This window comes from Pseudomonas sp. GW823-FHT06E10 (genome assembly GCF_058794995.1).
On sequence record NZ_JBXAHJ010000004.1, the window covers coordinates 125,531 to 149,914 of the forward strand.

General features: G+C 59.7%; 17 protein-coding genes. 14 read left to right on the plus strand and 3 right to left on the minus strand.

Annotated elements, in window-relative coordinates:
• Positions 1–543 precede the first annotated feature (543 nt).
• The 3 genes from AC1Q6Y_RS08435 to pgm all read left to right on the plus strand — a co-directional run bounded on the left by AC1Q6Y_RS08435 (position 544) and on the right by pgm (position 5,234).
• Positions 544–2,034: a hypothetical protein gene (locus tag AC1Q6Y_RS08435; RefSeq protein ID WP_492624371.1), complete on the plus strand. Its 1,491-nt coding sequence runs from the start codon at positions 544–546 to the stop codon at positions 2,032–2,034.
• Between the two features lie 40 nt (positions 2,035–2,074).
• Positions 2,075–3,475 (plus strand): aminotransferase-like domain-containing protein, encoded by a 1,401-nt coding sequence (locus AC1Q6Y_RS08440; protein ID WP_057714785.1) that lies wholly within the window; start codon positions 2,075–2,077, stop codon positions 3,473–3,475.
• A gap of 112 nt (positions 3,476–3,587) precedes the next feature.
• Complete coding sequence (pgm, locus tag AC1Q6Y_RS08445) at positions 3,588–5,234, plus strand: phosphoglucomutase (alpha-D-glucose-1,6-bisphosphate-dependent) (protein ID WP_218495762.1); 1,647 nt, start codon at positions 3,588–3,590, stop codon at positions 5,232–5,234.
• 91 nt (positions 5,235–5,325) lie between these two features.
• On the opposite strand, the gene AC1Q6Y_RS08450 is transcribed toward pgm, so the two are convergent.
• Positions 5,326–6,021, minus strand: coding sequence for a pirin family protein (locus tag AC1Q6Y_RS08450; RefSeq protein WP_492624372.1), 696 nt, complete (start codon positions 6,019–6,021; stop codon positions 5,326–5,328).
• Between the two features lie 279 nt (positions 6,022–6,300).
• On the opposite strand from AC1Q6Y_RS08450, the gene AC1Q6Y_RS08455 reads away from it, so the two are divergent.
• Positions 6,301–8,775, plus strand: a complete 2,475-nt coding sequence (locus tag AC1Q6Y_RS08455) for a UvrD-helicase domain-containing protein (protein WP_492624373.1) — start codon at positions 6,301–6,303, stop codon at positions 8,773–8,775.
• A 170-nt stretch (positions 8,776–8,945) separates the two neighbouring features.
• On the opposite strand, the gene AC1Q6Y_RS08460 is transcribed toward AC1Q6Y_RS08455, so the two are convergent.
• Entirely contained in the window at positions 8,946–9,218 is a 273-nt protein-coding gene (locus AC1Q6Y_RS08460) for a DUF1652 domain-containing protein (RefSeq protein ID WP_057716601.1), read from the minus strand.
• A gap of 266 nt (positions 9,219–9,484) precedes the next feature.
• On the opposite strand from AC1Q6Y_RS08460, the gene AC1Q6Y_RS08465 reads away from it, so the two are divergent.
• The 4 genes from AC1Q6Y_RS08465 to AC1Q6Y_RS08480 all read left to right on the plus strand — a co-directional run bounded on the left by AC1Q6Y_RS08465 (position 9,485) and on the right by AC1Q6Y_RS08480 (position 13,285).
• Entirely contained in the window at positions 9,485–10,300 is an 816-nt protein-coding gene (locus tag AC1Q6Y_RS08465; RefSeq protein ID WP_090455277.1) for a helix-turn-helix transcriptional regulator, read from the plus strand.
• A 50-nt stretch (positions 10,301–10,350) separates the two neighbouring features.
• Complete coding sequence (locus tag AC1Q6Y_RS08470; protein WP_492624374.1) at positions 10,351–11,757, plus strand: NAD(P)/FAD-dependent oxidoreductase; 1,407 nt, start codon at positions 10,351–10,353, stop codon at positions 11,755–11,757.
• Positions 11,758–11,786: 29 nt separating this feature from the next.
• Positions 11,787–12,128, plus strand: a complete 342-nt coding sequence (locus AC1Q6Y_RS08475) for a cupin domain-containing protein (RefSeq protein ID WP_492624375.1) — start codon at positions 11,787–11,789, stop codon at positions 12,126–12,128.
• A 71-nt stretch (positions 12,129–12,199) separates the two neighbouring features.
• A complete protein-coding gene (locus AC1Q6Y_RS08480; RefSeq protein ID WP_492624376.1) occupies positions 12,200–13,285 on the plus strand; it encodes a polyamine ABC transporter substrate-binding protein in 1,086 nt (361 codons plus the stop codon).
• A gap of 43 nt (positions 13,286–13,328) precedes the next feature.
• Here the strand turns inward: AC1Q6Y_RS08480 and AC1Q6Y_RS08485 are convergent, their stop codons facing one another.
• Positions 13,329–13,985 (minus strand): lysozyme inhibitor LprI family protein, encoded by a 657-nt coding sequence (locus tag AC1Q6Y_RS08485; protein ID WP_057714793.1) that lies wholly within the window; start codon positions 13,983–13,985, stop codon positions 13,329–13,331.
• Positions 13,986–14,558: 573 nt separating this feature from the next.
• Between AC1Q6Y_RS08485 and AC1Q6Y_RS08490 the strand changes: the two genes are divergently transcribed.
• The 6 genes from AC1Q6Y_RS08490 to AC1Q6Y_RS08515 all read left to right on the plus strand — a co-directional run bounded on the left by AC1Q6Y_RS08490 (position 14,559) and on the right by AC1Q6Y_RS08515 (position 24,366).
• Positions 14,559–16,016, plus strand: coding sequence for a serralysin family metalloprotease (locus AC1Q6Y_RS08490; protein WP_492624377.1), 1,458 nt, complete (start codon positions 14,559–14,561; stop codon positions 16,014–16,016).
• Between the two features lie 81 nt (positions 16,017–16,097).
• Positions 16,098–16,511: an AprI/Inh family metalloprotease inhibitor gene (locus tag AC1Q6Y_RS08495; protein ID WP_492624378.1), complete on the plus strand. Its 414-nt coding sequence runs from the start codon at positions 16,098–16,100 to the stop codon at positions 16,509–16,511.
• A gap of 161 nt (positions 16,512–16,672) precedes the next feature.
• Positions 16,673–18,448, plus strand: a complete 1,776-nt coding sequence (locus tag AC1Q6Y_RS08500; RefSeq protein ID WP_492624379.1) for a type I secretion system permease/ATPase — start codon at positions 16,673–16,675, stop codon at positions 18,446–18,448.
• Between the two features lie 35 nt (positions 18,449–18,483).
• On the plus strand, positions 18,484–19,794 hold the full coding sequence (locus tag AC1Q6Y_RS08505) for an HlyD family type I secretion periplasmic adaptor subunit (RefSeq protein WP_492624474.1): 1,311 nt from the start codon (positions 18,484–18,486) through the stop codon (positions 19,792–19,794).
• A 2-nt stretch (positions 19,795–19,796) separates the two neighbouring features.
• The gene (locus AC1Q6Y_RS08510; protein WP_090455261.1) at positions 19,797–21,164 is read left to right on the plus strand and encodes a TolC family outer membrane protein; all 1,368 of its coding nucleotides are present in this window, start codon (positions 19,797–19,799) and stop codon (positions 21,162–21,164) included.
• 154 nt (positions 21,165–21,318) lie between these two features.
• Complete coding sequence (locus AC1Q6Y_RS08515; protein ID WP_492624380.1) at positions 21,319–24,366, plus strand: autotransporter domain-containing protein; 3,048 nt, start codon at positions 21,319–21,321, stop codon at positions 24,364–24,366.
• Positions 24,367–24,384 lie beyond the last annotated feature (18 nt).

Below are 24,384 nucleotides of genomic sequence, written 5' to 3' on the forward strand. Positions count from 1 at the left end.
CCAGTCCTCCCAAGAGTCCGTGCCCACACGGACTCTTTCGTTTGAGCCCCCCGAAAGCCGTCGATCCGCAGGCCGGTCCAGCAACTGAACTGGTTTTTGCCCGTAATCTGTAGCTTCTAATCAGCCACTAAGCCCTGATAATTGAATGATTACTTTCATCTCAAGGAATGAGTCATGGCCGGGTGTCAGGCTGAAACTTTTCAATGTGCGCCATCGGTGCAAATCTCCAAATTAGTTGGCCGTTGGCTAGTTTCCAAAAAGACAGCTGCAACTTCCTTCCTTGTTTCTTGTATTAAGTGTCTGTGGGACTTTGTCGGATATTTCCTAGGACTCCGATTTCAAATCAGCAAACCCTTGCCAGTAGGGCGTTCCAGCCCCACCTTTGTCGTTAAGTCGAGGGGGTGCTGCGATCGTTTCAAATGATTTCAAGAAAATTCAAGTGTTAGCATTTGGCAATAAAGTCCATGACTCCATTCGCGCCGACAGTCCAACGGGATTTGCTGTCTGCACGATATTGAACTTACGAGTATCAGGTAAATAAAGATGACCAGCATCCATGACCAAGCGATGAACTATGTCTATCAACAAGTGCTGCAGCGATTGCTGGGTTTTTTTTCCCGTGCCGAACGCACTGCATTGCAATTGTTGATTCAGCGCCTGGCAGTAGCGGCCGGGGGCATGGAGCACATTGGCGATTACAAGGTGTTGGCGATCCAGTCCGGGGCTCGTGACAACTGCTACACCCTGGCTTTGTTGCGTGCTGCACAGTTGACCATCGCCACGCGGACACCGGCGACATTCCAGTTGCGCATCGCCTCGTTACGGTTGAACGGCACAAGCGGCGCGGCCGTGGAAAACATGCACCGGACCAACAGCGCATTGTTTGTCTATGACGATCCCCGGGTCGAGGTACTGATGGTCGATGATCGGGAAGTCTTGCCGTTCAACCACTTGGCGCCGATCTCCGACGCCGGCCGCGAGTCCAGCCGCCTGAACCTGCTGCTGATCGGCCATCGCCGGGAGTGGCGCGGCGGGTTCGACCTTTGGGATGACGGTTATCTGGCCACGGGAGAGTTCTACGGACAAATCGCTCGCTGGGATGGCGGTGTCGACGCCTTGCTCATCAGTGACACGCCGCGTCAGCAAAAGCAGTTCATCGACGGCTTGAGGCGCGCCGCCACCAAGGCAGGGCTCAAGCCTTCGCCTGCGGGCGAGCCGGGTTATGCGGGGTTGTTTGCATTGCTCGATGAACTGGGCAGCGACTGTTATCACGGGTTCTACGCCGATTACGGCCAGGCCCGGTGGCGTCCGCAAGAGCGCTTCGAAACCTGCCGTCGTACGGCCTGCATCGACATTCACGACCTGCTGGTCAGCAACCTGGAAGAGCGTTGGCCATTGTTGACGGAGTTTCTCGGCTTCCAGCCTGACGAACTGTCCGCGCAGATCAGCGACAACGAATTCGTCAGCCCGTCGATCACGGCGCACGTCCGAGGGTTGCATGCGTGCTTCGTGCAGAATCGCAATTACGAATCCGGTGTTGCGCAATACCTGCAACGGGCCTTGGTGATGATGCGCCGCAAGCACTTGCCCGAGCGATTGTGCGAGCAGGCCATCGAGGTCTTCGGCAATCCGGCGACACTGGTCGAACTGCGCGCCCGAGCGGCGGCCGAGGCACAAAAGAATCTGGGCCTGAGCGAAGCACAACTGGTGTGCCTGCTGTTTGCGCCCTTTACCGAAAAAGGTGCGGGGCTCGAGCGTTTTCTGCGTCAGTGCCATCCGGGCATGCTGGTGGCCATGCCCGAGTTGCACAAGGCCATGCAGGGGCACCCGGTCGCCGAACAGATCATGCAATGGATGATTGATGTCAGCGGATTGCCTGTCAGCCTGATTGGCCGGCTTTACCGCATGGAGTGGACGCCCGCAGACGCTGGCGGGGCGGCTGAAGCAATCATCCCAAGGGCCGTGTCGAAAAATGCGCTGGACGATCCTGATGCTGACAGCACGTTGGTGGATGAATGGTCAGCGGGTCACTGAACGTGGGCGGATTTTCAGTCAATGCAAATGGCCTTCGCCGATGAAAGGTCCACGAGAAACGGATTTCGCCTATCAAGCGGTTTATCGATATCTGGTCAGCCTGATCAACGAGTCTGAAGGGGATTCGCGCATCCGCCTGCCGTCGCTGCGGCACCTGGCTGAGCGTCTGAATGTGTCGATCTCGACCATTCAGTACGCCTATTCGCTGCTGGAGAAAGAAGGGCGGGTGTATTCGGTGGCCAAGTCCGGTTACTACGCATTGCCAGTGTCCGCAATCAACCTGCAGGACAGCGGCAGCGACTTGCTGGAAGCGGTCTACGTCAATGCCAGGCGCCCGGGGATGCTGGTCATGAGCGCCGATGAACCGGCGTTATTGCAGCCACTGGACAGCCCGTTGTTGCTGCTGGAGCGGGAGTTGCTGCGCCAGTATCCCCGCCAGCCGCAGTCGCCTTCGCAACCCTGCGGCGAACTCGAACTGCGTGCCGCCCTGGCAGCACGCTACACCACGTCTCCCATGCGTTACTGGCACGCCGATGATGTCTACATCGGCGCCGACCTGCGCGGTGTACTGGAAATCCTGATCGCCGTGCTGGGATTGAAAGACGCTACGGTGGTGGTCGAATCGCCGTGCGACTGGACGATCCTGCGTTTGTTTCAAGCCGCCTGCGTGCGGGTGATCGAGTTGCCCGTACAAGCCGATGCCTGTCTGGATCCGGAACGTCTTGAAATGCTGCTCGATACCGAACCGGTAAGGCTGGTGATGCTGTCATCGGCCCTGAACATGCCCCGTGGCAGCCTGGCGCCTGACCACAACAGGCAGGCCATTGCCCGGCTGTTGGCCGCGCATGACAGTTGGGTGCTGGAAAACGACTGTTATGGCGAACTCGGATTCGACCTGGGCACCCTGCGCTTTCGAGACTTGCTGGACCCTGAACGGCTGATGGTGTTTTCCACGTTCGAGAAAGTCATCGGACCTGAAGCGCCCTACGGTTTTCTGCTTTCAAGGCATTTGAGCGCGGAGTTGCAACGGCACTTTCTGCTGCGGTCCTTCCGACTCTCGCCGATTCGCCAGAAAGCCATTGCCCGTTTGTATAGCAGCGGTCGCATTGATCAACACCTGCTGGTGCTGCGGCGGCTGCTCAATGAACGCAAGAATCAAATGACCCTGTTGTTGCAGGAGCGATTGGGTGATGCCTTGCATTTCGTCGAGCCGCAAGGGGGTGCAACGATCTGGATGCGCTCATTGCGTCGGGTCAATGTCCGTCGTGTGTTCCAGCGCCTGCTGGCGCATCAGGTGGTCATCGCACCAGGCGAGTTGTTCAGCCTCCACGGTCTGCACGGACAGCATCTGCGCCTGAGCCATACCTTCGGTGGCGATCACAATCTGGCGGCCGCGCTGGGATTGCTGGGGGATGCGCTGCGCCTGGAATCAATCGAGTGAGTGAGACAAAAAATAACAACCTCCACTGTGCGGATCGATCCCATCGCCTTGCGGTCAAACTGCCAGTAAACTGCGACCCAATTCCTGAACCACTCTATTCCAGAGGTTTTGCATGACACTCAGTCCTTTTGCGGGTAAACCGGCACCGGCACAATTGTTGGTCGACATCCCGCGACTGGTAACGGCCTATTACACCGGCCAGCCTGATGCCGCGATTTCCACCCAGCGCGTTGCCTTCGGCACGTCGGGGCACCGTGGCAGCTCGTTCGACTTGAGTTTCAATGAATGGCACGTGCTGGCGATCAGCCAGGCGATCTGCCTGTACCGCGAAGCTCAAGGCATCGATGGCCCGCTGTTTGTCGGTATCGACACCCACGCGCTGTCCACGCCGGCCGGCGCCAGTGCCCTCGAGGTACTTGCAGCCAACGGCGTGACCGTGATGATCGCCGAAGGTGACGAGTACACGCCGACACCGGCCATTTCCCATGCGATTCTCTGCTACAACCGTGGACGCACCACCGGCCTGGCGGACGGCATTGTCATCACGCCGTCCCACAACCCGCCGCAAAGCGGTGGCTACAAGTACAACCCAACCAACGGTGGCCCGGCCGATACCCACATCACCAAGTGGATCGAAGCCAAGGCCAACGAACTGCTGGCCAACAAGCTCGCTGGCGTCAAGCGCATCAGCTACGAGCAGGCACTTAAGGCCAGCACTACCCATCGTCACGATTACCTCAACACCTATGTCGCCGACCTGATCAACGTGATCGACTTCGACGCGATCCGCGATGCCAAGCTGCGCCTGGGTGTCGATCCACTGGGTGGAGCAGGGGTGCGCTACTGGTCGGCGATTGCCGAGCATTACCGCCTGGACCTGGACGTGGTGAACAAAGAGGTCGACCCGACCTTCCGCTTCATGACCGTCGACTGGGACGGCCAGATCCGCATGGACCCATCGTCCAGCCACGCCATGCAAGGCCTGATCGGCCTGAAAGAGCGTTTCGACGTGGCGTTTGCCTGCGATCCGGACCACGACCGCCATGGCATCGTCACGCCGTCCGGTGGCTTGCTGGCACCGAACAACTACCTCGCCGTTGCCATCGACTACCTGTTCCAGAATCGTCCGCAATGGCGCGCCGATGCCGCCGTGGGTAAAACCGTGGTCAGCAGCGGCCTGATCGATCGCGTGGCCAAGCGCCTGGGTCGTCGCCTGTACGAAGTGCCGGTGGGTTTCAAATGGTTTGCCGACGGCCTGTTCGATGGCTCCCTGGGTTTCGGCGGCGAAGAAAGCGCCGGTGCCTCGTTCCTGCGCAAGGACGGCGGTGTCTGGAGCACCGACAAGGACGGTTTGATTCCGGCCCTGCTGGCCGCCGAGATGACGGCCCGGACTGGTCGCGACCCGAGTCAGGCGTATCGCGCCTTGACCGATGAACTGGGTGAGCCGTTCTCGGTACGGGTCGACGCCAAGGCCAATCCGGAGCAGAAAGCGCTGCTGAGCAAGCTGTCGCCGCAACAGGTCACCTCGACTCAACTGGCCGGCGAGCCGATCCAGAGCATCCTCAGCCACGCACCGGGCAATGACCAGGCCATTGGCGGTCTCAAGGTCATGACCGAGAACGGCTGGTTTGCGGCGCGTCCGTCGGGCACGGAAGACATCTACAAGATCTACGCCGAAAGCTTTGTCAGCGACGACCACCTCAAACAACTGGTGGCCGAGGCGCAAACGCTGGTGGATGGTGCCATTTCCGCAAAATAAACGGCGTAATTCCCACAGGGGTTGGCTGCAGCCACTTAAAGGGGGTGACCAATGCGGTCGCCCCTTTTTATTTGCGATTGCGCTCAGCGAATCAAGCCAGATCCACCAGAACAATCTCGCTGTCCTCGATGGCCGTCACCCGCAGCACCCGCTCATCGGCAACGGCTACACCGTCTCGAGCTTGTGCACGCAAGCCATTGACCTCAATGACACCCGTGGCCGGTACCAGGTAGGCGCGACGACCGTTGTCCAGGTGATACTCGGCGGATTCGCCGGCCTTGAGGTTCGCGGCTACCAGCCGGGCATCGGCCCGAATGCGCAGGCTCTGATCGTCGCCTGCCTTGCCGCTGGCCAGGGTGACAAAACCTTCGCGGTTACCTTTCGGGAACGGCTTGGCGCCCCAGGACGGCGCCAGGCCGGACTCGTTCGGGATGATCCAGATCTGGAAAATCCTGGTCGGCGTCGCTTCCAGGTTGTACTCGCTGTGGGCGATCCCGGTACCGGCGCTCATGACCTGGACGTCACCCGCTTCGGTGCGCCCCTTGTTGCCAAGGTTGTCCTGGTGGGTAATGGCGCCTTCGCGGACATAGGTGATGATTTCCATGTCGCGGTGCGGGTGTTGCGGGAAACCGGTGCCGGGCTCGATCACGTCGTCATTCCAGACCCGCAGGTTGCCCCAGTTCATGCGCTTGGGATCGTAGTATTCGGCGAACGAAAAATGGTGGTGGGCATCCAACCAGCCGTGGTGAGCACCGCCGAGCGAGTTGAAAGGTCTGAGTTCAAGCATGATCGTCTCCAGAAAAGGTTCGTCATGGGGCGAAACGCCTGGGCCACGAAGCGAGACCGGTGAGTGATGACGGCCATCATCCAACAGGCAACAATCGATAAAAAGCGTAAAAAATGCAGCATTCCTATCGAATGGATTGATATGAAATAACTTCGAAAGTTTCTCATCCAACCTTCACTTCATTGCATAAGCCAATGAGTCATAAGCAATTGACTAGAACTCAACGGCAAATGCAGACACCATAGCGCTCAACAGCCTCACACCCTGGAGTCAGTCCGCGTGCCGCAACACACCCCCGATCTCCCTCCCGAACTTCGCCCCCTGGCCGAGATGCCGCTGATCAAGCGATTGCTTGCCCGATTCTTCGGCTACAGCCTGACCCGCCTGCACGCACAACATCGGGCGTCGTGGTTGCATGGCCAGGCTGACGGTTTTCGCAGTGGTCACAGCGCCGGGGTCGATTACGGCTATAGGGAAGGCAAGCTCGAGGGGCTGGAAGAGGGCCGGCAGGTCCTGCTGATCCGCGACTCGCGCTGCACTGAACACCGACCGCCGAATGTCGATGACCTGTTGTTCGACGACTGGCGCCTGCCGTTGAGCGCCGAGCTGAAGAAGCGCATGAAGGCCGATGTCGCCCGATTGTTGCCGGCCCATGCCCAACCCAGTGCCGCACAGTGGAAAATGATCTTCAGCGACACCCCGTCCACCTCGGTGATCGCGGGGGCCGGTGCGGGCAAATCGACCACGCTGGTGCTGCGTATCTTATTGTTGACCCACTACCTGGGCTTCGAACTGAGTTCGATGACGGTGGTGACTTTCACCCGCGAGTCGCGCAAGGACTTCATCAACAAGCTGATCGAACTGTTTGCGCTCTGGGGCCGCGGGATCAGTTTCAAGGAGGCGCGGGACTTGGTACGCACCTTTCACTCGCGGATCCTGCCGATGGTGCGCAGCCTTCCGGGTTTCGAGCGTTTACAGGCTTTCGAGAACCTCAGCCTGCGGGCTGCACAGGGTGATGAGGAGGTCGACAGCAATCCGTTCGATCTGCGCATCAACGACGCCCAACGCCAACAGCTCAACGCCTGCTATCACCGTCTGCACCGTGACGATGAGCGTTTTCGCGAGTTGATCAAGCCATTGTCCCGGCATGCCCTGCAACTCAAGGAGCTGGAGCGCGATCACCCGGATGTGCAAAAACGCATGGGCGTTACCGAGCTTGCGGCCAAACGCGATGAGGAGCTATGCGACGCCATCGAGGACCTGTGGTTTCGCGCCGGTGCCTGGCCCATCAAGGGCATCGAACCGAATCGCCAGTCGTTCGATATCAACGGTTCGACATTCCATTGTCACGGCTACATCCCGTCCCTGGATGCCTGGGTGGTGCTGGGGTTCGATCCTCGGGAGAACCCGCAGGTCACGCGACCAAATGCCAAGCTGACGGTGCGCGCAGAGTGGGCAGTAAAGCGCACCCTGTTTCAAGCTTTCTGTCGTAAGCCATTGATATGGCTAGATAGTTACGAATCATCAAAACGTGTTCTGGCCTCGCTCGCCGGTGATGCCAGCGCCGGGCCGGGTTTCGATTACAAGGTCAAGGGCGAGCTCGCTTCAGCGCCACTGCTCGATTGTTTTGTCGCTGCCGCCGGGTTCATCGAAAACCTCGGGCTGGACGTGCCGGGCGCCGTGGCCCGGATGAGTTTCGCCAAGGACGATCCCGACCGGTTCTTCTTCGAAGCCTTGAGTCTGTACTGGCGGGCGCTGGAAGATCATTTGCTGGATCAGAAGCCGCCGATCATGACCTACAACCGAATGTTCGCCCTGTTCAGCGAACATTCGCCGGAGAATCTCAAACTGCTCGGCGATGAGCTGCTGCGGCCGCTGTCACACCTGATGATCGACGAATTCCAGGATGTCTCGCCGCAGATCGTCTCCTGGATCAGGGCCAGCCTGGCAGAGATCCGCAGTCGCGGGCCAGCCATGCACGTCGGGCGCGCAGCCCAGCGTTCCTCGTTGCTCTGTGTGGGCGATGACTGGCAGTCCATCTATGGGTGGCGCGGCAGTTCGCCGACCTACTTCATGGATTTCAACAAGGAGTTCCCGTCGCCGAGCACCACCAAGGTCATGCTCAGCGACAACTACCGCAGCCACCAGCACATCATCGATGCCGCCGAGCACATCGTGCGCGCAGCACCGGCGATTGCCGGGAAGAAAGCCAAGGCCAGCGGTGAACCCAAGGCATTGCTGCCGGTGAACGTCCTTGATCGTGATGACCAGGGCATGGCCCAACGCCTGATGGAGCATTACCGAAAGGGCGATTCGATCTTGATGCTTTATCGAAAAAGTAGCGATAAGTCATTGATAGAAGAGCATATTCAATCAGTACTTAATGTTGATTCCAGCTTGCCGTATGAGGCTCGCAGGCTCAAGCAGTTGACGTATCACAGCGCCAAGGGCCTCCAGGCCGATGCGGTGTTTTTGCTGGGCGACTGCCAGCACCTGACCAGTTCACCTTACAAGAATCAGGTTTACCGGATGGCGGGCCTGGGCAAGGCCGGCGACAGCGAGCCCTATGACAATGCCCAGAAGGACGAGATCCTGCGGTTGGCCTACGTGGGTATTACCCGCGCTGTCAGCCATTGCTACTGGTACGTCGACGCACAAGAATCCCAGGCCGCGAACATGCCCAAGGCCTCCGACCGGATCGGCAAGGGCAAAGCGTTTTTTGTCGACCATCGTAAAAGCCAAATCACCGCCTGACTTCTGTAGGTGTAGGAGCGAGCTTGCTCGCGATGGATTCAAGAGCGCCGTGGTTAGCCAGTAAATACGCGTTATCGTTAACGACCATCGCGAGCAAGCTCGCTCCTACAGGTACAGGGAAGCGTTCAACAAAAAGCCCACATAAAGTGGGCCTTTTAACAGCTGAGCCTTCAGGCATAACTCTTGAAGGCCTCCGGTGGGATGAAGGCTTCAAGCTCGTCCTCCACCGCTTCGATTATTCGTTCTACATCCGCGGCATTCATGACGGTGGCGCACGGAATACCGGCAATGGCGATCATGGTCTCGCCAGTGGCACGATCAAAAAGACGGGCAATCATACTGCCCGGCGCGTCCATGCTCGCCTCGAAACCCATGGGATGAAAATGCCAGCGCATCAGCTGGCAGGCGTTTGGAAACGTAACCTTACTGAACCCTTTATTCATGTGTTGCCCGCCTTCATTATCGAGCGCGTCCGTTAGCTCATGGTAGGAGGGAAGAACCTTCATTGGTTCAACCAGTGACAGTTTTTAAAAGTAGCATCCGGATGTGAAAACAATGTGGAGTTTTCAGGTCGTTTGGCGATTGCCGGCGCTTTTTTTGATTCAGGTCACGCTTATCGGCCATTTGCGGGCACAAGCCATCATCGGTTTAGTCGTTGAAGACAAAACGGAAGTTGGGCAAGCTCGGTCTTTTCCCGTCGAGATGTTCAATGCACGCCGATGATGATGGCCCACTGCAAACCCAGGCCACGGGCGAGACGGTCATGCGCTATCACTTGCGCTGGAAGCACCGGGATCTGGATGGCGTCATGGCGCTTTATCACCCTGAAGTCCAGTACAACGACTTTTTCCAGAACCGGGTCATGGGCCTGGCCGAATTGCGCGAATATGTGCGCAGCAGCATGCCCCGGGATCCGGATGAAGCGCTGGAGCACTCCGACCGCATTCGACTGGACGGCAACACTGCGTTCATTCAGTACCGCATCACCTTGCGCGGTGGTGAAGGGTTGGTGTCGTTCCGCGCCAGCGAAGCGATCACCGTCAAGGACGGGCTGATCTGGCGGGTCAATGAATATGCTTCATTGGTGCACGAACAACCCGGCAGCAAAACGTCCGGCAACCAGCGCCCGGCGGTCAGCCGGCTCGGTCTGTCGCCTCGCCAACTGAGCTTCATGGCCGATGACCTGCAGCAGTATTTCCAGCGCCAACAGCCTTATCTGGACCCGGAGCTCGATCTGCAACGAGTGGCGAAGGAGTGTGGCTACAGCCGCAACCAGATTTCCTACCTGTTGAATCAGGTGCTGGGCCAGAGCTTCTACCGCTACGTCAACCAGGCGCGCCTGCAACATTTGCTTGCGGCGCTGGATGCCGCCCTGCCGCCAGTGCGCATCGACGAACTGGCCTTCGCCGCCGGATTCAATTCGCTGTCGGCGTTCTACAGCTGTTTCCGCCAGCATACCGGCCAGTCCCCCAAGGCCTACGTCAAACAAATTTCTTTGCGTGCACGCGCGCAAGACAGCGCCTGAGCCCACGCACTAGGATCGACGCCATCGAAGTTTGAGTGGCGGAGTCTTGCATGCCGGCGTGGCGCACTATCAGTTTGTGGATGGACCAGCTCGAAGAACCGCTAATGGCGCGTCCGGCGCTGGAGCGGGACCTGGATGTCGACGTGGCGATCATCGGCGCGGGTTATACCGGACTCTGGACCGCGTACTACCTCAAGCAGCACAAACCTGACCTGAACATCGCCATCGTCGAAGCGCAAACCGCCGGTTTCGGCGCGTCGGGGCGCAATGGTGGCTGGCTGATGGGCAATTTGCTGGGAGAAGACCGCCTGCTGGCCAAACTGTCGGCCGAAGCGCGCCGCGCCTCCTACGATTTGCTGCACAGCATTCCGGATGAAGTGGAGATTGTCCTCGAACGTGAGGGAATCGACTGCGATTACCGCAAAGGCGGGGTGCTGTATTGCGCCGCACGCTATCCGGAGCAGGAGGCCAGCCTGCGTCGCTACCTGGACGATCTCCACCGCCAGGGCCTCAACGACAGCCACTATCGCTGGCTTACCCCGGAACAACTGGCGCAACAGATCCGCGTCGCCAAACCCTACGGCGGTATCTACGCGCCGCACGTGGCGACCATTCACCCGGCCAGACTGGTACGGGGGCTGGCCCGGGCGGTGGAGCGCCTGGGCGTCAGAATCTACGAAAACAGCCCGGTCACCCATTGGCAGCCCGGCAGCCTACGCACGGCCAAAGCTTCGGTGCGCAGTCGCTGGGTGGTGCCGGCGGTAGAAGGCTACTCCGTGACGCTGCCGCCATTGGGGCGTTATCAGTTGCCGGTGCAGAGCCTGATCGTCGCGACCGAGCCCTTGTCGGCGGCCATCTGGGACGAAATCGGCCTGAGTCACGGCCAGGCATTCAGCGAGGCCAGTCGCCAGGTCACCTACGGTCAACGCACCGCTGACAACCGATTGATCTTTGGCGCCCGTGGCGGGTACCAGTTCGCTGGCAAGCTGCGCCACGACTTCGACCTGAGCGCTGACGAAATACACCTGCGGCGTTATCTGTTCGGCGAACTGTTCCCGCAGTTGAAGAACGTGCAGATCACCCATTCCTGGGGCGGCAACCTGGGCATGTCCCGGCATTTCCAGCCACACATGCTTTGCGACCGGACCAACGGCATTGCCCTGTCGGGCGGTTACGGCGGGGAGGGCGTTGGCGCCAGCAACCTGGGAGGCCGCACGCTGGCCGACCTGATCCTGGGGCGCGATACCGATCTGGTACGCCAACCGTGGGTCATCCCCCAACGCGGCCTCGACGCACTGCGGGCCTGGGAGCCGGAGCCGATCCGCTGGCTCGGCTACAACGCGATCATCCGCAGCTTTGTCCACGAGGACCAGACCCTGGCCAACCCGGCCACAGCGCCCTGGCGGCGCAGGCTGGCCAGCGGGGTGGCCGGTTTCATGGAAGGTTTCATGCACTAAACAGCGTCTCTACATCGACAGGTATCGCCATGAGCATCACGCAATTCAAGAACACCGCAACCCTGAAACTGGACGAATCCAATCCGGTCGCCGTGCCCCTGGGAACTCCCGTGGCCGTGGCTTCGACCACCAGCGTCGAACGCGACGACGGCGTCGAGACCGGTGTCTGGGAATGTACCCCCGGGCGCTGGCGGCGGCAGATCGTCGCCCAGGAATTCTGTCACTTCATACAGGGCCGTTGCACCTTCATCCCGGACGGCGGCGAGCCCCTGCACATAGAAGCCGGCGACGCACTGATGTTGCCGGCCAACAGCCTCGGCATCTGGGATATCCAGGAAACCGTGCGCAAGACCTACGTTTTGATTTTTTGAATGCTTTTGAAATTTGAAAGCTGATCATTTGATTGCCTGCCAATAACAACAACCTCTACAGGAATCGACTCATGATCCGAAAGACCCTGACTCTGGCTCCGCTGATGCTGGTTGCATCCATCAGCCAGGCCGCCGAAACCGTCAAAATCTACAACTGGTCGGATTACATCGCGCCAGACACCACGAAAAACTTCCAGAAAGAAACCGGCATCGGCTTCACCTACGACGTCTACGACAGCAACGAAACCCTCGATGGCAAGCTGATGACCGGAAAATCCGGTTACGACGTGGTGTTTCCGTCCAACCACTTCATGGCCCGGCAGATTGAAGGCGGCGCACTGAAGAAACTCGACAAGAGTCAGCTGCCGAACTGGAAAAACCTCAACCCGGTATTGCTCAAGGCATTGCAGACCAACGATCCGGGCAACGAGCACGGCTTCCCTTACCTATGGGGCAGCACCGGCATCGGCTACAACATTGCCAAGGTCAAGGCGGTGCTGGGCGACAACGCCCCGGTGGATTCCTGGGACCTGATCTTCAAGCCCGAGAACATGCAGAAGTTGCACAAGTGCGGCGTGGCCATCCTCGACAACGGCCCCGAACTGCTGCCGGCCGCGTTGAACTACCTCGGTTTGCCGCATCACAGCAAGAACCCGGAAGACTACAAAAAGGCCGAAGCCCTGCTGATGAAGGTGCGGCCGTATGTCAGCTATTTCCACTCGTCCAAGTACACCAGTGATCTGGCCAATGGCGACATCTGCGTCGCGGTCGGTTTCTCCGGCGACATCCTGCAAGCGGAAAACCGCGCCAGGGAAGCCAACAATGGCATCGACATCGGCTACTCGATTCCCAAGGAAGGCGCAGCGATCTGGTTCGATATGGTCGCGATGCCGGTCGACGCCCCGGACGACAAGGCCGGCTACGCCTTCATGGACTACCTGCTGCGCCCGGACGTCATGGCCAGCGTCAGCAACTACGTGCATTACGCCAATGGCAACGAGCAGGCCGACAGCCTGATCGACCCTGCGATCAAGAACGACACCAAGGTTTACCCAAGTCCTGAAATGATGGGCAAGCTGTTTGCGCTGGAAGCCATGCCACTGAACATCGACCGGGTGCGTACCCGGGTCTGGAACAAGATCCGCACCGGCAGCTGACAAGCTGCATCAGGCCACCGGGAAAGGATGTCCCGATGCGCCATCAGCCAACTGGCTCGAGCGTACAACGCATTTGCCCCGAGCCCGGGATCTGTAACAGGGCCTCGTCACCGGTTTGCCAAAAGCCGTAGCTACCCCGCAAATCCTTGCCGTTGTATTGGCTTGCATAATCGTTCGGTACCTGGATAAGGGTGGCAGAGGTATTCGCCCATTTCAGGTACACCACACGCGGCTCGACATTGAAGAAAGTAGCGGCAATCAACGCGTTCAATCCTGCGCAACGAAAGGCTACGGGACCATCGGTGAGCCTGCTTGGATCCTTGGTCCTCGCAATGGCCGAACCCTGGCGAAGCTGGTGTGCGCGTTCGGCATAACTGCGGATCGTGCAGGCCTTGGGCTCTGCCTTGGTGGCACATTGATTTCGCGCGTCGACCCAGAAGCGCTGTTCGATCTCGACCTTGTCGGGGCGCGGTACCGAATGATCGTCCGTGAGCGCCAGGCGATAAAGGCGTGTCAGTTCAATCTCCATCCGCTTCAGCTGTGGGTCGCGACAGATCAGCTTCTCGACGGATGCGCTGGCCCTGGCGCAGTCGAAGCTGGTTGCCAGGACCGTAGTCGTCCCGGCATTCGCACAAATGCTCATTACCGCACACGCGCTGGCGGCGATGAGAGCGGCCAAAAGAGGCGTGACCATTTTCATGTCGGCTTCACCCGGATCATTTCGTGAGGCCCGTGGTGTAAGGCAATCCATCGAACCCTTGCACCGTCATTCGTTCATGGGCTGTATCGCAGTTTAAGGCAGTGTGCAAAACCTGCCACACCGGGGAGGGTTCCAGTGGGGCGACAACGCCGGTTGTGCAGCCTTTGCGGAGCTGAAATGGTTATTGCCTGATGGTCATTCGTTGCCTGCTCGCGAAGAACGATAACCCGGTATTCAGAGGTGATCACTTCATTGAAATGTTTAACGGATTAAACATAAATAGTCGGACGATTCGAGTGCCCGGAAATTTACCTATATTTAATAATTAAATTGTCGATTGTCCGACAATAACTCCCGTCTAATATTTTTTTAACTCAATACTTTCTCAGTACGCCCACTGTTTACGGGCACATTCCTGAATGCGCAAATTTGACGTCAAAAAAGTAGTGGACGTTTGATTTCTAATTGTGTCAGTTTTCCTACGCCTTCATTGGGCGAGTGATAGGACGATCTCGCCAGGGATCGTCTTTATCTGACAAAAACTGTTCCATAGCTAAACAAGGAAGTGTGTTTATGTCGAAAGTAAAAGATCACGCTATTGATTCCGCCGAACAGGTGCTGCTGCCACTGTCAGCATTGGCGGCAAGCAGTTCTGCATTCAATCAGATCAATAGTTTCAGCCATCAGTATGATCGGGGCGGCAACCTCACGGTCAATGGCAAACCGTCGTTCTCCGTCGATCAGGCAGCCAACCAATTGCTGCGCGACGGCGCTGCTTACCAGGACAAGGATGGTAGCGGCAAAATAGAGCTGACCTATACCTTCCTGACTTCGGCATCGTCCAGCACGATGTACAAGCACGGGATTACCGGATTCAGTCAGTTCAGCGCGCAGCAGAAAGCCCAGGCCGTGCTCGCCATGCAATCCTGGGCCGACGTGGCCAATGTTACCTTCACTGACAAGGCCAGCGGCGGCGATGGCCACATGACCTTCGGCAACTACAGCGGCGGTCAGGACGGTGCGGCTGCGTTTGCCTACCTGCCTGGTACCGGGGCCGGTTACGACGGGACTTCCTGGTACCTGATCAACAGCAGTTACACGCCCAACAAGACCCCGGACCTGAACAACTATGGCCGGCAAACCCTGACCCACGAAATCGGCCACTCCCTGGGCCTGGCCCACCCCGGCGACTACAACGCCGGCGAGGGTGCACCGACCTACAATGACGCGTCCTATGGGCAAGACACCCGCGGCTACAGCGTCATGAGCTACTGGAGTGAAAGCAATACCAGTCAGAACTTCAGCAAGGGCGGCGTCGAAGCCTACGCGTCCGGCCCGCTGATTGACGATATCGCTGCCATTCAGCAGCTCTACGGTGCCAACACCACCACTCGCACCGGCGACACTACCTACGGTTTCAACTCCAACGCCGGTCGCGACTTCCTTGGCGCGTCTTCTTCGGCGGACAAGGTGGTGTTTTCGGTCTGGGATGCAGGCGGCAAGGACACCCTGGACTTTTCCGGGTTTACCCAGAACCAGAAGATCAACCTCAATGAAACGTCGTTCTCGGACGTCGGCGGCCTGGTGGGTAACGTCTCCATCGCCAAGGGTGTCACCGTCGAGAACGCCTTTGGCGGTTCGGGCAACGACTTGCTGATCGGTAACAACGTGTCCAACGAGCTCAAAGGCGGTGCCGGCAACGACATCCTTTACGGCGCTGGCGGCGCGGACAAACTGTGGGGCGGCGCAGGTTCGGACACCTTCGTGTTTGCGGCCAGCAGTGACTCCAGGCCAGGTACGGTCGACCAGATCCTCGACTTTGTCAGCGGTCTGGACAAGATCGACCTGACCGGCATCACCAACGGCGCGGGCCTGCACTTTATCAGCGCCTTCACCGGGGCGGTGGGCGATGCGGTGCTCAGCACCGCGGGCGGCAACAGTTTGTTGTCGATCGACTTCTCGGGGCATGGCGCGGCTGATTTCCTGGTCAGTACCGTGGGCCAGGCGGCGTACTCGGACATCGTGGCTTGATGTGAGGTGAACAAGGAGGGCGGCGCCCGATGCGCTGCTCTCTTACCGTAAGCAGGGTTGCGGCCCGGAGTACAAGAACCTATGACGCACCGCGTCTTTTCCCGCAAGACAAGCGCGTGGCTACTGGTAGCGTTGATGATGTTTTTTGGAGAGGAAACCATGGCAAGCAGTCTGAAACTGGCGGATCCGTCAGAGTTGGCTGGCAATTGGCTGGCTACGCTAAGAGCCGCGCAAGACACGGACAAATCACCGCTCGTTGCTTCGAATGAATGCTTGATCGACTTTCAGCCAAATCAAACCCTGGGTGCTGGCGCGGACTGTTTCACCGCCTGGCTTGGGGAGCAGGCGATCGGCTGGTTTCCCGAACCGGACGGCATTGCAATCACCGGCAAGGAAGGCTCAAAAATCCTGTTTTTCAACCGTCAGTTCGAAGGGCTTTATCAAGGTACTTTGCAGTCGGGTCGGATCATTACCCTCAAGCGGCCGACGCGTTAGCCGCAAAAGCAGTCAAGCGCAATCCCCCGGCACTTTATCGATCACTAAACATTGTTCGTTATTTGTAAACGATAACGGGCAAACAATGTCTCGACCGTGTGCGGACAGTTAACTGGAACCTCGCCCGCGCGTGGCGATAAATATCAGCTCAGGAATAACCAATGAAGATGGCGAAGGCCCCAGCCACCGCACCATTAATAAAGGCACTGGGGGACTATAAGAGCATCTTGATCAGCGTCGGTTGTTTTACCGCCCTGATCAACATTCTGATGTTGGCGCCCTCTATCTACATGCTGCAAGTCTATGACCGGGTACTGTCTTCGCAGAATGAAACAACACTGGTCATGTTGTCGCTGATGATTGTCGGGTTCTTTGCCTTTATCGGTTTGCTGGAAGCTGTCCGCAGTTTCATCGTCATCCGTATTGGCAGTCAGTTGGAGCGACGGTTCAATCTGCGGGTCTATCGGGCGGCGTTCGAGCGCAACCTGTTCAAAGGCGAAGGCAATGCGGGACAGGCGCTGGGGGATCTGACACATATTCGCCAGTTCGTCACCGGCCCGGCGTTGTTCGCGTTTTTCGATGCGCCGTGGTTCCCGGTGTACCTGTTGGTGATTTATTTGTTCAACATCTGGCTCGGCGTTTTTGCCACGGCGGGGGCTCTGCTGCTGATTGCGCTGGCCTGGCTGAATGAGTCCATGACCAAAAAACCGTTGGGCGAAGCCGCCGCGTGTTCCCAGCAATCCAGCCAATTGGCCACCAGCCATTTGCATAACGCCGAAACCATTCAGGCCATGGGCATGCTGGGGGCGTTGCGCAATCGCTGGTTTCAGGTGCATTCACGGTTCCTCGGCCTGCAAAACCAGGCCAGCGACACGGGCGCCGTCATCAGTTCCTTGAGCAAAACCCTGCGCCTGTGCCTGCAATCGTTGGTGCTGGGCCTTGGCGCATTGCTGGTGATCAAGGGTGACATGACTGCGGGAATGATGATCGCCGGTTCGATCCTGATGGGCCGTGTGCTGAGTCCAATCGATCAGTTGATCGCCGTATGGAAGCAGTGGAGCGGCGCCAAGCTGGCTTACCGCCGTCTCGACGCCTTGCTGCAAGCCTTCCCGTCGGGCGACGAGGCCATGGCGTTGCCCGCGCCGAAGGGCCAGATCACCTTTGAGCAGGTTAGCGCGGCGCCTCCGGGGCAACGGGCGGCGACCCTGTACCTGGTCAGTTTCAGCCTCGCAGCGGGTGAGGTGATGGGCGTGCTCGGTGCTTCCGGTTCCGGTAAATCGACACTGGCACGGGTACTGGTGGGTGTCTGGCCGACGCTCGGTGGTACGGTGCGGCTCGACGGTGCGGACATCCATCGCTGGAACCGCGACGACCTCGGGCCTTACATCGGTTACCTGCCACAGGACATCGAGTTGTTCAGCGGCAGCATCGCGCAAAACATCGCGCGTTTCCGCGAGGCCGATCCACAGCGCGTCGTGGCCGCCGCACAGCAGGCCGGGGTGCATGAACTGATCCTGCGCCTGCCGCAAGGGTACGACACCGTGCTCGGCGAAGACGGTAGTGGCCTTTCCGGCGGGCAGAAACAACGGGTGGCCCTGGCCCGTGCGCTGTACGGCCAGCCGCGCCTGGTGGTGCTGGATGAGCCGAACTCCAACCTCGACACCGTGGGTGAAGCGGCGCTGGCCGGCGCGATTGCGCAAATGAAGGCCCAGGGCACCAGTGTGATTCTGGTGACCCATCGTTCTTCCGCGCTGGCCCAGGCGGACAAGTTGCTGGTGCTCAACGAAGGCCGCTTGCAGGCGTTCGGTTCGAGCCAGGACGTGCTCAAGGCACTCTCGGGGGCTCAGCAAGCACAACATGAAAAAACCGCGCAAGCGCCGGGCGGGCTCAGCATGAGCTGGCAGTCTCAGCCCGCGACAAGGAGTTCGGGCGTATGAGCCGCAGGCAGGTAAACCCTCAAAACGAAGCGACGATGGAGCAGGACTACCTGGCTGGACAGCCTGAACGCGATGCGCGTTACTTCGCTCGCCTGGGCTGGATACTGGCGATTGTCGGCGCTGGCAGTTTCTTCACCTGGGCCAGCCTGGCCCCCCTCGATCAGGGCATACCGGTACAGGGCACAGTGGTGGTTTCGGGCAAGCGCAAGGCCGTGCAGTCGATGAGCAACGGTGTGGTCAGCCATATTCTGGTGAGCGAAGGCCAGCGGGTGAAACAGGGCCAGCCGCTGTTCCGGCTCGACCAGACCCAGGTCGCCGCGGACGTGCAATCGCTGCAAGCGCAGTACCGCATGGCCTGGGCCAGCCTTGCCCGTTGGCAAAGCGAGCGGGACAACCTCAAGCAGGTGAATTTCCCCGCCGAGCTAAGCAATGATCCCGACCCGCGTCTGGCGTTGGTGCTCGAAGGCCAGCGCCAGTTGTTCAGCAGTCGTCGCGATGCCTTCGCCCGCGAGCAGGCCGCGTTGCGCGCCAGCATCGAAGGCGCCGGCGCGCAACTGGCCGGCATGCGCCGTGCCCGTACCGACTTGAGCGCTCAGGCCGATTCCCTGCAACAACAGCTAAGCAATCTGACGCCACTGGCGGAAAACGGCTACATCCCGCGCAATCGGTTGATGGAGTACCAGCGGCAACTGTCGCAAGTGCAACAGCAGTTGGCCGAAAACCTCGGCGAAAGCGGTCGGGTGGAGCAGGGCATTGTCGAGTCCCGCTTGAAGTTGCAACAGCATATCGAGGAGTACCAGAAAGAAGTACGCACCCAACTGGCCGAAGCGCAGCTCAAAAGCGTGACGCTGGAGGAACAGTTGACCTCCGCCGGGTTCGATCTGCAGCACAGCGAGATCATCGCCACGGCTGACGGCATTGCGGTCAATCTGGGTGTACACACGGTAGGCGCGGTGGTGCGCCAGGGCGACAACCTGCTGGAGATCGTGCCTCAGGACACGCGCCTGGAAGTGGAAGGGCACCTGCCGGTCAACCTGATCGACAAGGTCGGTCCGCACCTGCCGGTGGATATCTTGTTCACCGCCTTCAACCAGAGCCGCACCCCGCGAGTACCTGGTGAAGTCAGCCTGGTCTCCGCCGACCAGTTGCTCGATGAGAGAACCGGCGCACCGTACTACGTGCTGCGCAGCAGCGTCAGTGACCAGGCCATGGAGAAACTCAATGGCCTGGTGATCAAGCCCGGTATGCCGGCGGAAATGTTCGTGCGTACCGGTGAGCGTTCGCTCCTCAATTATTTGTTCAAACCGCTGCTCGACCGGGCAGGCTCCGCGTTGACCGAGGAATAAGGATGTTCGGCTGTATGAAAAAGCTTTCGATGCTCGGGGCGGCGTTGATGTTGTTCGCGGGCAACCAGGCCGTGGCAGCCATGGGACCGTTCGAGATCTATGAACAGGCACTGCACAATGATCCGGTATTCCTCGGCGCCATCAAGGAACGCGATGCAGGCCTTGAGAACCGTGCCATCGGCCGCGCCGGGTTGTTGCCAAGACTGGGTTACAACTACAACAAGGGCAGGAACAGCTCCAAGGCCACCTACCTCAACGAGCGCGGGCAAAACCAGAGCGATGACCGCAACTACAGCAGTTACGGTTCCAGCCTCACCTTGCAACAGCCGTTGCTCGACTACGAGGCCTACGCGGCTTATCGCAAGGGCGTCGCGCAATCGCTGTTTTCCGACGAAAATTTTCGTGGCAAGAGCCAGCAATTGCTGGTGCGGGTGCTGGAAAACTACACCAAGGCGTTGTTCGCCCAGGACCAGATCGATATCGCCCTGGCCAAGAAGAAAGCTTTCGAGCAGCAGTTCCAGCAGAACGAGCAGATGTTTCGCCAGGGCGAAGGTACTCGCACGGACATTCTCGAAGCCGAATCGCGCTATGAGCTGGCCACCGCCGAAGAAATCGAAGCACGTAATGAACAGGATGCATCTCTGCGCGAACTCGGCGCGCTGATCGGTGTGCCGGCGATCGACATTGCCGACCTTGCACCACTGGATCAAAACTTCCAGACCTTCACCCTGCAGCCGGCCAATTACGACACCTGGCATGAGATGGCCGTGGCCAACAACCCCAACCTGGCTTCCCAGCGCCAGGCGCTTGAAGTGGCGCGCTACGAGGTCGAGCGCAACCGGGCCGGGCACCTGCCCAAGGTCAGCGCCTACGCCACGGTGCGTCAGAATGAATCGGAAAGCGGCAACACCTACAACCAGCGCTACGACACCAACACCATCGGCATCGAAATCAATGTGCCGCTGTACGCCGGCGGTGGTGTTTCTGCATCGACCCGCCAGGCAAGCCGTGCGATGGAACAGGCTGAGTACGAACTGGACGGCAAGACCCGGGAAACCCTGATCGAATTGCGACGGCAGTTCAGCGCCTGCCTGACAGGGGTGAGCAAGCTGCGTGCCTATCAGAAGGCCCTGGTCTCCGCCGAAGCGCTGGTGGTCTCGACCAGGCAAAGCATTCTGGGCGGTGAGCGGGTCAACCTCGATGCGCTCAATGCCGAGCAACAACTGTTTACCACCCGCCGGGATCTGGCCCAGGCCCGCTACGACTATCTGATGGCCTGGACCCGGTTGCATTTCTACGCCGGGACCTTGAGCGAGCAGGACCTGGCCAAGGTGGATGAGGCCTTCGGCCAGGGACCGAGGGTGCAGTAGCTATTAAAAACAGTATGGAGAGGACTCAAAAAATGCCTGTCTGTTGAGGAACTGAACACCGCAGCCCCTGTAGTGGCGCGTTTTAACCAAGAGGAATTGAGGCAAGGCTTCTAACAACAAGGATTTTGGCAACACAACTAAGGAAGGTAGCTCGATGAATAACAAGTACAACAATCTAGCCGTGCTCTGCGCGTTGGCCACACTGGGCACCGCACACGCGGCACCCTACGTGGAAAACGGCAGGACAGGCGATCCCGAAAGCTGGCGCAGCACAGAGTTCAGCGCTGACTGGGGCCTGGGGGCGATCAACGCGCAGGATGCCTATGCGGCCGGTTACACCGGCAAAGGCGTGAAGCTGGGGATCTTCGACCAACCGGTGTACGCCTTGCACCCGGAGTTTTCCGGAGCCAATAAGGTCATCACGCTGGTGACCAGCGGTATCCGCGAGTACACCGACCCGTACATTCCGGTCAAGGTCGAGGACGCCTTTCTCTATGACGGTTCGCCCTCGGTGGGCTCCAACGGCAAACTCGGTGCCCACGGCACCCACGTTGGCGGGATCGCCGCCGGCAGCCGCGATGGCGGACCGATGCACGGCGTCGCCTTTGGTGCACAGATCATCAGCGCCGACAACGGCGACCCGGGCCCGGAAGACGGTATCGTACGCGGCAACGACGGCGCGGTGTACAAGGCCGGTTGGGACGCCCTGATCGCCAGCGGCGCGCGGATCATCAACAATAGCTGGGGCATCGGCATCACCGACCGCTTCGACCTCGGCGGTCGGGACCCGGCGTATCCGCACTTCACCGTGCAGGATGCACAACTGCAGTTCAACGAGATCCGGACCTTGCTGGGGACCAAACCCGGCGGTGCCTACGACGGCGCCATCGCGGCGGCCCGCAGCGGCATCGTGACGATTTTCGCCGCCGGTAACGACTACAACCTCAACAACCCGGACGCCATCGCCGGCCTCGGTTATTTCGTCCCCGAGATCGCGCCGAACTGGATGACCGTCGCGGCCTTGCAGAAGAACCCGGACACCAACAGTCCCGCCCCCTACAACATCAGCACCTTCTCGTCGCGCTGCGGCTACACCGCGAGTTTCTGCGTGTCGGCGCCAGGCAGCCGGATCTACAGTTCGATCATCAGCGGCACCGATGCCGCTGACCTGACTACCGGCTACGCCAATTACAACGGCACCTCCATGGCGGCACCGCACGTTGCCGGCTCGGTGGCGGTGTTGATGGAACGCTTCCCGTACATGACCGGCGCACAAGTCGCCAGCGTGCTGCGTACCACCGCCACCGACCTCGGCGCACCCGGCGTCGATTCGCTGTATGGCTGGGGCATGATCAACCTGCGCAAAGGCATCGACGGCCCGGCGATGCTCGTCACCGAGCAGGACATTCCCGAAGAGTTCCGTATCGACGGCGCCTACGGCTCCAGTCAGTTTGTCGCGGACTTGCCGGGTATCGGCGCGATCATCGACGCCGGCAAACCCACCGAGCGTGTGTGCAACGACGTGCACTGCGGGCTCGACGTCTGGCGCAACGACATATCCGGCCACGGCGGCCTGACCAAGCAGGGCATCGGCACGCTGGTGCTGACCGGAGCCAACACCTACACCGGCCAGACCCTGGTCAATCAGGGCCGATTGGCCGTCAACGGTTCGCTGCTATCGGCCGTCACCGTCAATGACAATGGCATCCTCGGTGGTAACGGCAGTATCGCGGCACTGACTGCGAAAAGCGGCGGTACCGTGGCGCCCGGCAACTCCATCGGCACCTTGCAGGTGACGGGCGACATGACCTTCGAGCCCGGCTCGACCTACGCCGTAGAGGTGTCGCCCACCCGCAGCGACCAGATCATTGCCGGCGGCACAGCCACCATCGAAGGCGCAACGGTCAGCCTGACCCTGGAAAACAGTCCAACGCTGCTGACCACCGGCGAGGCGAAAACCCTGCTGGGCAATCAGTACAACATCCTGCAAGCCGCTGGCGGGATCGAAGGGCGTTTCGGGGCGGTGTTGCCGGACTACCTGTTTATCGGTGGCACCCTCGGTTACACGACGGACAGCATTCAACTGGCGGTGGAGCGCAATGCGACATCTTTCACCAGTGTAGGCCTGACCCCGAATCAACGGGCCGTGGCCGCTGCCGCCGAGCAACTGGGCACAGGCAATCGGCTCTACGAAACCCTGCTGTTGTCGCCGACCGCCGCTGTCGCGCAACAAGCGTTCCAGCAACTGTCCGGTGAGATTCATCCGGCGATCGGCACGCTGCTGATCAACGACAGCCGCTACCTGCGCGATGCGGTCGGCGAACGTCTGCGCGAGCGTGATCTGTTCGACGCCAGCGCACCGACCGATGACCGCAGCAATGCCTGGCTCAAAGTGCTCGGCGCCTGGGGCAAGAGCGATGGCGGGAATGACAACGCCAGTTCCAACAGCTCCATCGGCGGGCTGCTGGCCGGCGTCGATGGCTTGATCACTGAAGACACACGACTGGGTTTCGTTACCGGTTATAGCGACAGCTCGTTGAGCATGGGCGATGGCACGCACTCGTCGGCATCGGTCGACAGCTACCACTTGGGCGCCTACCTGGGCCACGAAATCGACGCGCTGCGCCTGAGCGTCGGCGGTGCTTACAGCTGGCATCGCATCGACGTCAAACGCGACCTGCAATTCGGTGACGTCAGCGGCAAGCAGAAATCCAAACGCGATGCGACCACCGCGCAACTGTTCACCGAAGCGGCGTATCGCCTGGACCTGCAACCGCTGGCACTGGAGCCGTTCGTCAACCTGGCTTACGTGCACCTGAACAGCGACAGCTTCAGCGAAAAAGGTGACGCCGCCGCACTCAAGGGCGGTGAAAACAACCGCGACGCGGTGCTCTCGACCCTTGGCCTGCGGGCGAGCAAAGCCATTGCGCTGTCCGATCAGCAACAACTGGAATTGTCCGGCACGCTCGGCTGGCAGCACAACCTGGGCAACACCCGTTCCGAAGACCACCTGGCCTTCGTCAATGGCAACACCGCGTTCAGCGTGCAAAGCGTGTCCATGGACCGCGATGCCGCGGTGGTCGGTGCCCGGGCCGGCTGGGCGCTGGGACGCGATACCCGTTTGAACCTGGACTACAACGGACTGCTCGGCTCCCGGGAAAAAGACCATGGTGTGGGCCTGACCCTGGACTGGCAGTTCTGATTTGACGCAAAGGAAGCA